16 protein-coding genes and 2 pseudogenes are annotated in these 14,081 nt (G+C 54.2%); 6 read left to right on the forward strand and 12 right to left on the reverse strand.

Annotated features, from left to right (window positions below):
* Window positions 1-30: 30 nt before the first annotated feature.
* Window positions 31-1,284 carry a UDP-N-acetylglucosamine 1-carboxyvinyltransferase gene (murA, locus tag DOLE_RS13090; protein ID WP_012175967.1) on the forward strand — a complete coding sequence of 418 codons (1,254 nt, stop codon included), beginning with the start codon at window positions 31-33 and terminating at the stop codon, window positions 1,282-1,284.
* Window positions 1,285-1,363: 79 nt separating this feature from the next.
* On the opposite strand, the gene DOLE_RS13095 is transcribed toward murA, so the two are convergent.
* The 3 genes from DOLE_RS13095 to DOLE_RS13100 form a co-directional block, all read right to left on the reverse strand.
* Complete coding sequence (locus tag DOLE_RS13095) at window positions 1,364-2,059, reverse strand: TVP38/TMEM64 family protein (RefSeq protein WP_012175968.1); 696 nt, start codon at window positions 2,057-2,059, stop codon at window positions 1,364-1,366.
* Between the two features lie 212 nt (window positions 2,060-2,271).
* The gene (locus DOLE_RS18005; protein ID WP_167320883.1) at window positions 2,272-2,466 is read right to left on the reverse strand and encodes an amidohydrolase family protein; all 195 of its coding nucleotides are present in this window, start codon (window positions 2,464-2,466) and stop codon (window positions 2,272-2,274) included.
* Window positions 2,453-3,262, reverse strand: coding sequence for a DUF169 domain-containing protein (locus DOLE_RS13100; RefSeq protein WP_012175969.1), 810 nt, complete (start codon window positions 3,260-3,262; stop codon window positions 2,453-2,455). The genes DOLE_RS18005 and DOLE_RS13100 overlap by 14 nt, the downstream gene beginning before the upstream one ends.
* Window positions 3,263-3,488: 226 nt before the next feature.
* On the opposite strand from DOLE_RS13100, the gene DOLE_RS13105 reads away from it, so the two are divergent.
* From DOLE_RS13105 to DOLE_RS13125, 5 genes are all read left to right on the forward strand, one after another.
* Entirely contained in the window at window positions 3,489-4,346 is an 858-nt protein-coding gene (locus tag DOLE_RS13105) for an SDR family oxidoreductase (RefSeq protein ID WP_012175970.1), read from the forward strand.
* A 51-nt stretch (window positions 4,347-4,397) separates the two neighbouring features.
* On the forward strand, window positions 4,398-5,144 hold the full coding sequence (locus DOLE_RS13110) for an enoyl-CoA hydratase/isomerase family protein (RefSeq protein WP_012175971.1): 747 nt from the start codon (window positions 4,398-4,400) through the stop codon (window positions 5,142-5,144).
* Between the two features lie 15 nt (window positions 5,145-5,159).
* Window positions 5,160-6,131, forward strand: a complete 972-nt coding sequence (locus DOLE_RS13115) for an MBL fold metallo-hydrolase (RefSeq protein WP_012175972.1) — start codon at window positions 5,160-5,162, stop codon at window positions 6,129-6,131.
* Between the two features lie 291 nt (window positions 6,132-6,422).
* The gene (locus DOLE_RS13120) at window positions 6,423-8,090 is read left to right on the forward strand and encodes a long-chain-fatty-acid--CoA ligase (protein WP_012175973.1); all 1,668 of its coding nucleotides are present in this window, start codon (window positions 6,423-6,425) and stop codon (window positions 8,088-8,090) included.
* Between the two features lie 11 nt (window positions 8,091-8,101).
* On the forward strand, window positions 8,102-8,890 hold the full coding sequence (locus tag DOLE_RS13125; RefSeq protein ID WP_012175974.1) for an exodeoxyribonuclease III: 789 nt from the start codon (window positions 8,102-8,104) through the stop codon (window positions 8,888-8,890).
* On the opposite strand, the gene DOLE_RS18615 is transcribed toward DOLE_RS13125, so the two are convergent.
* The 9 genes and pseudogenes from DOLE_RS18615 to DOLE_RS18015 all read right to left on the reverse strand — a co-directional run bounded on the left by DOLE_RS18615 (window position 8,852) and on the right by DOLE_RS18015 (window position 14,058).
* Window positions 8,852-9,010, reverse strand: coding sequence for a hypothetical protein (locus DOLE_RS18615; RefSeq protein WP_232362751.1), 159 nt, complete (start codon window positions 9,008-9,010; stop codon window positions 8,852-8,854). The two genes, DOLE_RS13125 and DOLE_RS18615, sit on opposite strands and share 39 nt — an antisense overlap.
* 99 nt (window positions 9,011-9,109) lie before the next feature.
* Window positions 9,110-9,190 (reverse strand): annotated as a pseudogene (locus DOLE_RS18620) (hypothetical protein); the annotation flags it as partial.
* A 200-nt stretch (window positions 9,191-9,390) separates the two neighbouring features.
* Window positions 9,391-9,735 (reverse strand): annotated as a pseudogene (rhuM, locus tag DOLE_RS18625) (RhuM family protein); the annotation flags it as partial.
* Window positions 9,732-10,286, reverse strand: coding sequence for an ORF6N domain-containing protein (locus DOLE_RS13135; protein WP_012175975.1), 555 nt, complete (start codon window positions 10,284-10,286; stop codon window positions 9,732-9,734). The gene DOLE_RS13135 and the pseudogene rhuM, both read right to left, overlap by 4 nt.
* A 215-nt stretch (window positions 10,287-10,501) precedes the next feature.
* On the reverse strand, window positions 10,502-11,230 hold the full coding sequence (locus tag DOLE_RS13140; RefSeq protein ID WP_153304429.1) for a DUF4136 domain-containing protein: 729 nt from the start codon (window positions 11,228-11,230) through the stop codon (window positions 10,502-10,504).
* 261 nt (window positions 11,231-11,491) lie between these two features.
* Window positions 11,492-11,779 (reverse strand): hypothetical protein, encoded by a 288-nt coding sequence (locus DOLE_RS18630; protein WP_052294305.1) that lies wholly within the window; start codon window positions 11,777-11,779, stop codon window positions 11,492-11,494.
* A 179-nt stretch (window positions 11,780-11,958) separates the two neighbouring features.
* A complete protein-coding gene (locus DOLE_RS18635) occupies window positions 11,959-12,165 on the reverse strand; it encodes an ORF6N domain-containing protein (protein ID WP_012175977.1) in 207 nt (68 codons plus the stop codon).
* Between the two features lie 291 nt (window positions 12,166-12,456).
* Complete coding sequence (locus DOLE_RS13150; protein ID WP_012175978.1) at window positions 12,457-13,371, reverse strand: DUF2971 domain-containing protein; 915 nt, start codon at window positions 13,369-13,371, stop codon at window positions 12,457-12,459.
* A gap of 336 nt (window positions 13,372-13,707) precedes the next feature.
* A complete protein-coding gene (locus tag DOLE_RS18015) occupies window positions 13,708-14,058 on the reverse strand; it encodes a HigA family addiction module antitoxin (RefSeq protein ID WP_012175979.1) in 351 nt (116 codons plus the stop codon).
* Window positions 14,059-14,081 lie beyond the last annotated feature (23 nt).

A 14,081-nucleotide genomic window follows, 5' to 3' on the forward strand; every position in this document is an offset into this window, starting at 1 on the left:
CCCGGCAGCCGCCGGGGAAAGAGACCTTCCATGGACCGAATCATCGTCGAAGGGGGCCGGCGCCTTACCGGTACCGTTGAAATCAGCGGCGCCAAGAACGCGGCCCTGCCCATCCTGGCATCTTCCCTTCTTACCAACGGAACGTGCACCTATACCAATGTGCCGGACCTGCGGGACATTCAAAGCATCAAGGAGCTGCTGACCCACCTGGGCGCCAAAATAGAGTGCCAGGGAACCACGGTCCAGGTCGATGCCAGTGGCGTCAACAACCACGAGGCCCCTTACGAACTGGTGCGAAAGATGCGGGCCTCCATCCTGGTGCTCTGCCCCCTGGTGGCCCGGCTGGGCCGGGCACGGGTGTCACTTCCAGGCGGGTGCGCCATTGGCGAACGACCCATTGACTTTCACTTAAAGGGCCTTGAGGCCATGGGTGCCGACATTGCGCTTGAACACGGCTATGTCAATGCCTCGGCCCCGAAACTGACCGGCGGATCGATCTATTTTGACGTGCCATCGGTCACGGGAACGGAAAACCTGCTCATGGCCGCGGCTCTGGCCGATGGCACCACCCGCATCGGCAACGCGGCCTGCGAGCCGGAAGTAACGGCCCTGGTCGATGTCTTAAATCAAATGGGCGCGAACATCACCGGCGCCGGCACACCGGAAATCACCATTCAAGGGGTCCCTTCCCTGAACCCGGTGTCGGTTTCCATTATTCCCGACCGCATTGAAACCGGCACCTTCATGGTGGCCGCGGCCCTGACAAAGGGTGACATTACCATCACCAACGCCGAGCCCTCCCACCTGAAGGGCCAGCTTGACAAGCTGGCCCAGACCGGCGCCCGCATCGAGGTCAACGGCAAGGTCATTCGGGTGGTCGGCGGTGACACCATCAAAAGCGTGGATGTGAAAACCCTGCCCTACCCCGGCTTTCCCACGGACATGCAGGCCCAGTTCATGGTGCTGATGTCCGTGGCCAGCGGGCTTTCCATAATTACGGAGACTATTTTTGAAAACCGGTTTATCCATGTCAGCGAACTCAAGCGCATGGGCGCGGACATCACCATATCCGGAAATACCGCCATGGTTGCCGGCGCGCCCAAACTCTCCGGTGCCCCGGTGATGGCCTCGGACCTGCGGGCCAGTGCCTCCCTGGTGCTGGCCGGCCTGGTGGCTGACGGCACCACCGAAATCAGCCGTGTCTATCACCTGGACCGGGGATATGAAAACCTGGAGGAAAAGTTTGAACGCCTGGGCGCCTCCATCCGGCGCGTGACGCCGTGATAAACGGATACGCCTGCTGATTATTGTACTTCCGCATCCACCGATGGTATGCCCCGAGCCTGAATACCGCTCCACTGAATCATTTGACCAGTGCTTTTCTTGCCTGAATCAGGGTGGCTGTTTTTTTCGCAATAAACGGGAAAATGCCCAGCAGCACAAAAGAAAAAATAAGGCCGGGTGACAGGATTCCGGACAACGAATCGATCTGCCCCAGTTGTGTGCCGGCGTTTACATAAACCGCGGTACCGGCCAGCATGCCCACCTGGCTGACGGCATAAAACACTCCGGTCCGGATGGGCGTAAGTCCCATCACCAGATTAATCACAAAAAACGGAAAAACCGGAACCAGGCGCAGTGTGAACAGATAGAAGGCACCGTCTTTTTCAATGCCGTGGTTCACGGTTTTCAGCCGGCTGCCGAACCTGTTTTGCACATAATCCTTCAGCAAAAACCGGGCCGCCAGAAACGCCAGGGTCGCGCCGATGGAACTGGCAAAAGAGACCAGGACAAGACCGATCCAGAACCCGAAAATCGCTCCGCCGGCCAGGGTCATGACCGCCGCGCCGGGAAGCGACAACGCCGCCACAAGAATATAAACGGCCATATAGATCGCCATGGTCATCAGCCGGTGCTCCGCGTAAAAGGTCGCCAGGGCGGATTGACGGGATTTGAGAAAATCAAAACTCAGGTACTGTCCGAGGTCAAATCCGAAAAAAACAGCCACCAGTCCGGCGATCACCAGCCCGATCATGACTTTGGAAATCCTGGATTTCATCTGTTCTCCCTTCGGTATATCGCCTTCAGGATTTAACCCGATTATTCATGAAATTTTTCGATGCGCACTTGAATTTCTGGCCCCGATTTCCTCAAACCGGGAAAGGCCGGCTTTTCAGAGGCAATATCGTTTGTAGTGACGCCATCAGGCGTCTTGAAAGTGCCCTTACGGGCACACTACAAACGGGTCAACCCGGCATGACGGGGCCGCAGTCAAAGTCCCAATAACTGCGCCGCGTTATCATAAAAGACCCGCCGGGCCAGGCCGGCATCGGACCGGCAGGCGGCCTTGACGATTTTAATCATGGGTTCCGGGTTGCCGAAAAGCCAGTCCGACCCGAACAGCACGCGCTCCGGCCCGAACAAGAATATGGGCAAAAGCGCGGGGACGCCCCTATTTTTTCTCAATGGTGCCGCCGGCCCGCTGCACGGCGGCCTTTTCAAACGACGCCTGGAACCCCGGCGCGTAGTTCATGTACTGCGGGATGGGATAGCGCAGGCCCGCCGCATGGGTTGTTTCCAGCCCTTCCATCAGGACATCCAGTTTTTCCGCCGGGCAGGCAAACATCACCTCGTGGTCGTGGGCACCGCCCCAGACGCGGTCGCCGTTACCCAGCGTGACATACTGGGGCCTGCCGGTTTTCAGGACCTTGGTCACCCCCTCATGGCAGGAGCCCACCCTTCCGGCGGCGGCAAACTCCAGAACACCCCCCTCCATGAAAAGGTAGCCCTGGACAAACCGCATGGCCTGGGCCGGCAGGCAGTATACCAGCACGGTATCCGGAACGATCTTTGTCCGTGTCAAAGGCGAGATAATCAAACCCGCGAAGGGTTCGTCCAGCGCGTAAAGATGACGGCCGAACTTTCCGGCCGTTTCCCGGTCCTTTGAATAAAGCCCCACGCTGAAATCCTCGGCCCACTCCCGCTCCTGGTCCGTAAGCGTGTCCCACCCGTACAGCGCCCGGGCCAGCTTGCAGTTGATGTCCGCCCCGGTAACGGCAATGGTCCACCCATAGGTACGCGCCATCTTAAAATTCTGGCATACAAAATTCTGCACACCCAGGTCCCTGAAGGGACGTTTGTATTCGGGCGCGATTTCATCTTCCGGCCGGACAATTTTTACCGCCAGGGGAAAGGTCGCCGGCCGGATCAGATCTTCGATCCGCCGGCCATACTCCCTGTACTTTTCCAGTGATGTTTTCATGCGGCCTCCTGCTGTTTTGAGAAAAGGGGCGGCCGGCAAAGACATGGCCCTGGCCTGAATATTTCAAAATAGTCAATTGCAGGGATACCGTCAAGAAGAATGGCGACCGGCACACCAGCGGCGATCTTCTCCAGGTTCAAATTGACACGCCCGGCAGGCCTTGCTATAGCTGAAGCTTCCTGGCAAGGCGTATTTTGCCTCACCCCTCTTGCAAGGGAGAAAGGATATGGCTTCCGTTCTGATTACCGGCGCTTCAACGGGCATCGGCCGCCAGTGCGCCCTTGACCTGGCCCGCGCCGGCTGGCAGGTATTTGCCGGCGTACGAAACCCGGAAGACGGCGAGGCCCTGGTGTCTGCCGGCAGCGGCCATATCATCCCGGTGATCCTCGACGTCACCGATGCCGACACCATTGGGCAGGCGGCAAAAAAGCTTGAAACCGACCTGGCCGGAAAGGGCCTGGACGCCCTGGTGAACAACGCGGGCATCACCGTTCAGGGTCCCCTTGAGTTTATTCCCCTGGCCATGTTTGAAACACAGATGCAGGTCAATGTGACCGGCCAGCTTGCCGTGACCCAGGCCTTTCTTCCCCTGATTCGAAAGGCAAAGGGACGTATCGTTTTCATGAGTTCCGAAAGCGGCCGCAACACGCTGCCCCTGCTGGGACCCTATTCGGCGTCCAAGTTTGCCCTGGAAGCTGTTGCCAACGCCCTGCGCATGGAGCTGCTGCCCGCCGGCATACGGGTCTGCCTGATTGAGCCGGGCAGTGCCAAAACCGAAATCTGGAATAAAGCCGCGAAAAACAGTAACCAAATCATTGATGCCATGCCGGAGCAGGCAAAGCGCCTTTATGAAAAAGAGCTGGGGCTGCTGGCCAAACTGCCAGAAAGAATAAATAAGGTGGCCTTTCCGCCGGAAAACGTATCAAAGGCCGTGCGGCACGCCCTGACCGCCCAAAGGCCGAAAATCCGACAGCTGGTGGGAATACAGGCAAAAATCATGGTGTTGTTCCACCACCTTTTCCCCACGCGTCTGACCGACTGGGTCACCGTGAAAATCATGGGGCTGCTGGCCCGCTGGCTGTAAGGGCCGGCTGTATGTTAAATTCGAATCCATGTTTAACCACAGGAGGATCTTATGCCGATCGAAATGGATACCAGAGACGGGGTCATGATTCTGGCCATGGACAATGCGCCGGAAAACGCCTTTAACAGCGAGATGATCGCCCAGTTCAACGCGGCTTTAGACGACATCAAGGCCGACGACGCCATTTCCGGCGTGGTGGTGACCGGGGCCGGGGGCCAGTTCTTTTCCTCCGGCATGGACCTTTCCTATGTGATGGGGCTGGAGGCGGGCGCCATCAAGGAATTTTTCAAAGAGCTGTTTACCTTCTTCCACCGTGCCTTTGTGTTTCCCAAGCCGATGGTGGCGGCGGTCAACGGCCATGCCGTGGCCAGCGCCCTTGCCTTTTCCATGTGCCTGGACTACCGGGTGATGCAAAACCAGAAAGCAGTATGCACCTTTCCGGAGATTGATGTCTCCATTATGCCGCCCTCCGGGTGCCTGGCCATGGTGAAATACGTGATCGGCGAGCGCATGACCGACCTGGCCTTTCTCTCCGGCCGCAAGTTTGACGGGCCGGCGGCCCTGGCCGTGGGCATGGTGGATGAACTGGCCGAAGGCAGAGCCGTCATCGACCGGGCCGTGGCCGTGGCGGGCGAGCTGGGCGAAAAAAAGCCCCGCCTGTTTGCCGCCTACAAAAAGCGGTTCCGCGGTGAAACCGCGGACTGCATGCTGGCCGAAGACCTGCGGTATATCGACGAAGAGATGGACGTGACCATGTTCCAGAACTGCGACCTCTCCTGCCTGCGGTCGTTGAGTTGATACGGAGAAAGACCCATGATTGAAGAAATCGTTCCCGACCTGTTCCGGGTTAAGATTCCCCTGCCCGACACCCCGCTCAAGTACTTGAACTCCTATGTCATCCGGGCCGAGCCCCGCAGCCTGATCGTGGACACCGGCTTAAACCATGACGTCTGTTTTGAGGCCATGCAGGCCGGGCTGGCTGAAATCGGCCTGGATATGAGCAAGGCCGACCTGTTTATCACCCACATGCACGCTGACCATTTCGGCCTGGTCACCCGCATGGCAACCGACAGCACGCAGGTGTTTTTCAATCGCCTGGACGCGGAGATCATTGAAAACTGGCAGGGCTTTGAGCCCATGATCCAATACGCCGTAAAAAGCGGGCTTCCTGAAGGCGCCCTGCGAAAGGCGTTAGACAGGCACCCGGCCCGCAAGTTCGGCACCGACTGGCGGCCCCCGCTTCAGATTTTAAGCGACGGCCACCAGGTCAATGCCGGCCGGTACCGGTTCACCTGCGTGCACACACCGGGCCACACCCAGGGCCATATGTGCCTGTATGAGCCGGCCCACAAAATCCTGATCGCCGGGGACCATCTTTTAATCGACATCACCCCCAACATTCAGTGCTGGTCCGAGGATGACGACCCCCTGAACAGCTACATGGCCAGCCTGGACAAGGTCCGGGCCATGGACATAGCCCGTGTGCTGCCCGGCCACCGCCGGCTGTTTGACGACTGCCACCGGCGCGTTGATGAGCTCAAAACTCACCACGAACACCGGCTGGAAGAGGTGATGGAAATTCTTGTTGCGCAACCGGGCCTGTCCGCCTTTGAAACCGCCTCTTTCATGACCTGGGATATTGCCGCTGAAAACTGGGACGCCTTTCCCCCGGCCCAGAAATGGTTTGCCACGGGCGAGGCTATCTCCCACCTGCGCTACCTTGAAAACAAGAACCGGATTTTCCGCAAGACCGAAGATCCGGTGATCACCTATGCGGTAAAATGACAATCTCCAACACCCCTGCCCGACGGGGTCCTACATCTGTTCAGGTGGCACCGGGGCATGCCGAACCGCATGCCCCGGACAGAGAAGACTTGCCAAATTCCGGCAAACGGGCTACCATTTTGAGGTAGATAAAAACTGCTCCCGCCCGTGATGTATATCCGGGCCGGTTTGGTAAGATGACCTTTCCAGGATGCCTTCAACCGCCTGTCCCGCCCCCGGCACGGGCTGGCGTTTCAACTCACGAACGGCTGTCCGTTCAAACCCTGAATTTTCAGCAGAAAGGACGTTTTTATGGACATCATCAAAGGTTTTCCCGCCACCAGCCAGGACAACTACCAGCTCAACGTGACCACCATCATCCAGCATGCCGCCAGAAGTTTCGGCCAACAGGAGATCGTCAGCCGCCGGCTGGACGGCAGCATGTTCAAGTACACCTATTCCCAGGCCCACGAACGCATGAAGCGGCTGGCCAACGGCCTGCGGTCCATCGGCGTCCAGGTGGGCGACCGGGTGGGCGTGCTGGCCTGGAACAGCCATGAAAACTATGAAATTTATTTCGGCCTGCCCGGCACCGGCGCGGTCATGCTGCTGCTGAACCTGCGCCTGACGCCCCAGGACCTGGCCTATGTAATCGACCACAGCGGTGCGACCTGCATCATCGTGGACGAAACCCTGCTGCCCATCGCCCATGCCGTGGCCCCGCTGTGCAAAAACCTCAAGGCGTTCGTGATCATTACCCTGCCCGGCAAGAAGCTGGCGGACGTGGAAACCAGCCTGGAAAACATCTATTCCTACGAAGACCTGATCGCCGAATCCGCCCCGGATTTTGAATGGCCCCACATGGATGAGACCTCGGCTTACGCGGCCTGCTACACCACCGGCACCACGGGCAAGCCCAAGGGGGTCTATTATTCCCACCGGGACGTGTACCTGCACTCCTGTTCCATCGGCATCAACGCGGAAATCTCCACCACCGACACCTACTGCCAGATCGTGCCCATGTTCCACGCCCTGGGGTGGGGCCTCAGCCAGGCCGCCACCATGGTGGGCGCGCGCCTGGTGTTTCCGGGCATGTATACCCTGGACAAGCTGGAAGGGCTGTGCAAGATAATCGTGGATGAAAAAGTAAACGTCAGCGCCGGGGCCCCGGCCATATTCATGCCCCTGCTGGAGTACATCCGCGGCCTGGACAAAAAACCGGACCTTGCCGGCGCCCGCCTGCTGTCCGGCGCCAGCGAGCCCCCGGTGGCCATGATGAAAGGGTTCTGGGACCTGACCGGCGCGGAAATCATTCACGCCTACGGCGCCACGGAAACCACCCCGCTGGTGACCACCAACCGCATCATGCCCTGGCTGGCGGACAAACTGACCGAAGACCAGAAGTGGGAACTGAAAAAGAAGCAGGGCTTCACCGTGGTAGGGCTGGACATCAAGGTGGTAAACGCCCTTGACGAAGAGGTTCCCTGCGACGGCAAAACCCCGGGAGAAATCCTCATTCGGGGGCCCTGGATTACCGCCCGGTATCACAATGCCCCGGAGACGGAGGCCCAGTTCACAAAAGACGGCTACTGGCGCAGCGGCGACGTGGGCACCATTGATGAATACGGCTATCTTAAAATCACCGACCGCGTCAAGGACGTGATCAAGAGTGGCGGAGAATGGATCAGCTCGGTTGACATGGAAAACGAAATCGTCTCCTTTCCGGCCGTGCTGGAGGCGGCCGTGGTGGGCATCACCCATCCCAAGTGGGAGGAGCGGCCCCTGGCCCTGGTGGTGCTGCGCGAGGGCGAAAAGGAACGGATCACGGCCGACGACATCCGCAACCACCTGGCCAAAACCTTTGCCAGGTGGCAGTTGCCGGACGAGGTGCTGTTCGTGGACCAGATCCCCAAGACCAGCGTGGGCAAACTCAACAAAAAAGAGATCCGCGAGCAATACAAGGAAATGTATCTCAAGTAAAAGAGGACACATTGGCCAAACGAAAAATCAAACTGGTCTCCTGGAACGTCAACGGCCTGCGGGCCGTGATGGGCAAGGGCTTTCTGGAAACGTTTAAAAACCTGGATGCCGACGTGGTCGGCATCCAGGAGACCAAACTCCAGGCCCCCCAGGTGACCGGCGACATGGCAAACATCGAGGGCTACACCTCGTACTGGGCCCATGCCACGACAAAAAAAGGCTACAGCGGGGTGGCCGCCTTTTCCCGGATGCCGGTCAAAAACGCGAAGACCGGCATGGGCCGGGAGGAATACGACAACGAAGGCCGGATTGTCGAACTGGATCTTGGGGATTTTATTTTTTTCAACATCTACTTTCCCAACGGCCAGATGGGTGAAGACCGGTTGACCTACAAGCTGGACTTTTACCGCGACTTTTTCGCCTATGCCGACGCGTATCGCAAGCAGGGCCGAAGCCTGGTGATCTGCGGGGACTACAACACGGCCCACAACGAGATTGACCTGAAAAACCCCAAAGCCAATGAAAACACATCGGGGTTTATGCGCATCGAGCGGGACTGGCTGGACAAAATCTCAGCCGATGGATATGTGGACACCTTTCGCCACCTTTACCCGGACACGGTCAAATATTCGTGGTGGACCTACCGGTTCAAGGCGCGGGAGCGGAACGTGGGGTGGCGCATCGACTACTTTTTCGTGACCGAAGACATTATATCCAAAGGCTGGCTCAAAGACGCCTTTATCGACAACACGGTTTATGGATCAGACCACTGCCCGGTGGGCCTGGTGCTGGAGATATAAAACTATTTTCCCTCTCCCGGCCAGCATATTCATAATCAGGCGGATCATCACATCCTTGTTGGCCGGATCAGACTCGGCCACCAGCAACGTGAGCGCGGCCAGGCCGATGTCGTTGATCACCGGCTCCCCCTGCCGGTTCAGCAGCCGGCCATTTTGGTTGAGAAAGTCGATAAAAAGGAAAGCCGCGCTGCGCTTGTTACCGTCCGCAAATGGATGGTTCTTGACGACAAAGTAAAGCAGGTGGGCCGCCTTGGACTCCAAGGTTGAATAGGCCGGTTCCCCGAATACCGTCTGGTCCAAGTTGCCCAGCAGCGCGGCCAGACTGTCTTTCCGCTCCAGGGCAAACAGGCCGGTTGCCTCCCCCCGCGCCCGCTGTCCGTGCTTAATTCAGGACTTTGGGCCGCCTTGCGCACCAGGGCCATGGCTGCTTCCAGTTCCCGGGCGTTTTGTTCAAACCGCTGCTGGTTCAGGGTCCAGCCACGGGTGAGGTGCTCGCGCAAAATGCGGGTGGCCCACTGGCGAAACTGCACCGCCCGCCGGGAGTTGACCCTATAACCAACCGAAAGAATGGCGTCCAGGTTGTAAAATTCAACCCGCCGCCGAACCTGCCGTTCACCCTCTATTTGAACTGTTGCATTTTTTGCAACAGTTGCCTGCCTGTCCAGTTCTCCTTCTTTATAAATATTATGAATATGCCTTGAAATCAAGTACTTATCGCGTACAAACAATTCGGCAAGCTGCTGCAAGCTCAGCCACACTGTATCGCGCCCGGTATCCAGCCGAACCTCCACCGGCTTATCCGCCTCCTGGTAAATAACAACCATTCCCTGGTTCTTGTTGTTCATGTGGCCCTCGCCTTTTTCCCTCCGTTTTTCCGATAGGCGCGCTGTTTTTCTTTTACGGTAAAACCGATCTTCTTTTGGGGTTTGTGTTCAACCGCCAGAAGCTGATCCAGTGTTTCAAAAACAACGCGAAAGCGGTCCTCGGTCAGTTGTTTTAATTCCGACAGCTCTTTTCTCAGGTCTTCATTACTTAGAATCGCCTGGCGCAGTTTTGTAAATGTCCGCATAATCTGGATATTAACGGCAATCGCCCGGTCGCTGTTTAAAACTCCGGACAACATAGCCACGCCCTGCTCGGTAAAGGCCATTGGCACATAGCGGCTGCCGCCCCAACTTGAGGTCACAATTTGTGACCTCAAGACTTGAAATTCTTCCCTGGTAAGCTCAAACATGAAATCAGATGGGAAACGTTTCTTGTTGCGTTTCACAGCCTGCTTTAAAACCTTTGTTTCAACGCCGTAGAGCTCAGCAAGGTCCTTGTCCAACATTACCTTTGCCTGCCGGATCAGATATATTTTACCGGCAATCCTTTCTACCGGCACAATGTCGTTCATTATTTATCCTTTCCCTGGATTTCGATCAGACCAGATTTGCAGTTTTATATAATATACGCAAATTCACACCGGTTCATTGTCTAACCCGGATGTTTCAGGAGTTGATTCAGTCGCATATACAAGGCGCGGGATCAGACCACTGCTCAGTGGGACTGGTATTGGAAATATAGCTACGTAAAGCACCCGCCGGAAACTTTATTTTAGGGCCGTTAATTTTATTGTTTGTCAGTTGTTGCGATTCCTTTAATTTCGACTACACGTTTATCTTTATCAGACATCCTAATATCTATTTCCTGGCCTGTGTTCTCACCAAAATACTCTTGTGATGCTGCTACAAGTACAGGAAAAATACGTCGCAAATCTCCGCCCGAGCCCGAACTAGTTACTGTAGTCTTCCATAACTGAACCTCTTTTTCTGACTTTCTATACTCATCGAGATCCACAGCATCTAAAACGAAAAATCTAATATATTTTGTATAGGTTTTCGTGCGTGTTGTGCTGCCTTTAATGCCATAAGTGGGTGTATATGTGGTTGTACCAGAGTAAGTCCCATGGTTACCATATGTATTTAGAGTGCCCGTTGTTCGAGAGGAAGAGACTCCTGTTTGTCCCCAGATAGGAACCGAATATGTATGTTGATACTCTTGTGGGTCGCTAATACCATAAAAAAGAATAATTGCAACATTAGCCTCTTGTGGAGAATCCGAAGGCACAAACCCTTTTTTCGTAAGAGCACAATTTATATAAGTTGCAAACTCTTTAAACTGCAAGTCATCAACAGTTGTGTCCTTATTCCCAGGCAAAAGAACATACCTGTTCTTATCGGCTTTCATCCCACTAATTGAATCAATCTTTACTGCATAAAAATGTGATTGAGTGGTAACGCACCCCAACACCATGAAAAGGCTCAAGACGAACGTCATTATCGTTATTCTTGCTCTCATTGATGACCTCCTGTTGTTGCCTCCTCATTGCCTGATTCCACATATCCTGACATAACGACTCTTCCCTCAAAAGTAACCCCGGTACATAGGTAAAAATTGGTTGTGGCTTAAGACTATAAAAAATGACTTTTCTAATAATATACTTGCGAATAATGCCGGTATTGAACTGGTACTAATAATCCAAGCCAATATTCTGTATGGAGTTTTTAACTTGTAGCTCCTTGGGAATTGATCCCCAAATAGACCTTCTTTGCCTGCCACCTATGCTTCATTCTCTCCTGAATTTAGGCATCTCGCTCTGATAGTACTGCTGTCAGTGGCATTGGTTATACTAAAATTAAACATAGAACTTTTATTTTCTACTACTCTAAGCTCTGTTGCGGGAAGCCAAGTGACAACAGTAGATAAGTCGCCTGGGTTAATAAGCCATTTCGATCCATCCAGCAGAGCCATCTGGAATTTTTCATTGTCAATATCAACTTCCAGTAAAAGAATTTTACGTGGTTTTGGCATTTTGCCACCCCTGCCAATAATGGTTGTGTGTAACATGAAATGGTTAAGCCCATCCTCCTGACAAAAATTACCTTTCGTCGTCCTGAAATGTCAACAGGAAAGTCTGGTATGGCCCGTTTGCTGATCAACACGCTGGAAAGCATGGCCACGCCCTGCTCCGTAAAAGCCATCGGCGGATATCTTAACCCCATTTTTTCGGAATTGGAGGTGCCAAATTAGCATCTCCAATCTTTCAATTCTTCTTTTGCCAGTTCAAACATAAAGTCATCAGGGAAACGGTCTATGTTGCGTCTGACCGCCCGCTTTAAATGGGAAGTCTCCACCTCATACAGTCCGGCAAGGTCTCTGTCCAGCATCACTTTTACCCGTCGGATCACATATATTTTGCTGGTAATCCTTTCTACCACCACAATATCGTTCATTCCTCGTCCTTTCCCTGAATCTCGATCAGGCCGGGTTCACGCTTTTGTAAGCCATACGTGAGTTTAAGCCGGTCACTGTCTAAAGAATTCCGAAACTATTGCCGGGCCGCATATTCATCCAGCAGCTGGCGAATCATTTTCTGGTACTGAGTGTTGTAACGTGCGTCTCACAGACTACAAAAAGAATGCGGGCTGTGGGCAATTAAACTTTTAATGACGAAGTCGCAACAGCCAAAGCCATCCACCTTTTGTGGCTCTGTGCAGGCTCTCATTAAACCGTATAGCGAAAGATCACCATGTCCTGTATGGGACATTCGAGACTATGATCTCAGGATCATGCAACGGCGGACTGTACTTTGCTAGAAGGAAGCGCACATTCCGTTGAGCACGCTCTGGTTCTGGGCATGGACCAACATGAACCGACTCAAGCCGAATAGTCGGATTGCCTTGCCCACTGCCATCTCGAAGCGAAAAACGGAAATGGGACGCAATTGTTGAGATTCCTGGACGAAAATCCATCCTTGAGACGTCTATCGGTTTAGAGACTAAGCGCCATTCATCCTCACCCGCAAACCCGGGATGCTTGAAGAGAGAAGCGTACCGATTGATATGGTAGGCGAAGCTCCTGCCATTCTGTTCAAGCTTAAACCTCTCGAGTTCGTTTGTTTGCGGATGTGCTGTCTCCCACTCAATGTTTTGGGCTAGGTCTGCGTTGATCAGTGAAAGAAGAACACGTTCCTGCTCGCTCTTATCGTATATACAGGCGGCGAGGATAAAGTCTTGGGCTTTTGCAAACTCTTTCAGCGCTGAGCCTTTTACATCAATCGAATAGCCGGTTCCGGCTCCGCTATATGCTCGCCACTGTGAGAGATCGTCAATACGCGACGACCATGAAGAAACGCAGATATTAATTCCAGCCTTGAGCACTGCATTGCGTAGGTAACCAAGATGTCTTTTCTTTCGCTCGTCCGACTCATCCTCGATGCGTGATGCAATTAGCGATTCGGCTAGTTCTTGTGCGTATTCAAATTCACTCCGATCATTTAAGTCGGTTACACTCGTAGCCCAAATTTCGCCAGTGGAAATAATGCCCAGCAATCCATGTTGATTCGTATAGTGACATAGCAGCACCGGTGGTTCACGTTCGATGTGTTGCTGTAGCTCGTCTGTTACGTAGAGATGACACGATTTAGAGTTGTGAACCATTGAACCTGCAGGCCTCTTGTAATTGTAAGTTGCGGTTTAACGTAGCGAGGTCAGCGGTGGGTGGAAGCCATCCACTGAAATGCCTTCGTTAGAGCGTTCTTTTCCCCCGATTTCCAATCGAGCCTATTTTTATTTAATTGAAATGTCAACGGAAAATCGTTTTTTTGACTATACATCATGCCGCCCAATTTGTGACGGGAAAGACAATAACAATAAAACCTGTGCCCTTACTTTTACGAAAACCAGTTGGGGTGTTTTGTAAGCCAGGGGGCAACGATGGCGCGGATGGTGTCTTTTACGGCGGGGGCCAGGTAGAAGCGGGGAAAGAGCAGGTTGTCATCCTGGGCGATGACTACTTGGGCTGCGGCCTGTCGAATTCGTAGCGGGCCTTTTGGCCGGAATAATGCGCTGCTTGATATCCGGCCCTATTTTACGTTTCATTACGCGAAGGTCATACTCGGACTGAAGGTTCAGCCAGAACTGGGCCTCCACCCCGAAATAGCGCTCCAGCCAAAGGGCCGTGTCGACGGAGATGCTTCTTTTGCCGTTTACAATCTCGCTGATTCTGTTCGGAGGAACGGCCAGGTCCCGGGAGAGCTGATTGATACTGATCTGCATCGGCTCCATAAAGTCTTCACGCAGGATTTCACCCGGTACAATGGGATCAAGGAAATCTTTATTGCTCATTTTTTCACCTCAATGATAATCGA

This window comes from Desulfosudis oleivorans Hxd3, from assembly GCF_000018405.1.
Lineage (GTDB): Bacteria > Desulfobacterota > Desulfobacteria > Desulfobacterales > Desulfosudaceae > Desulfosudis > Desulfosudis oleivorans.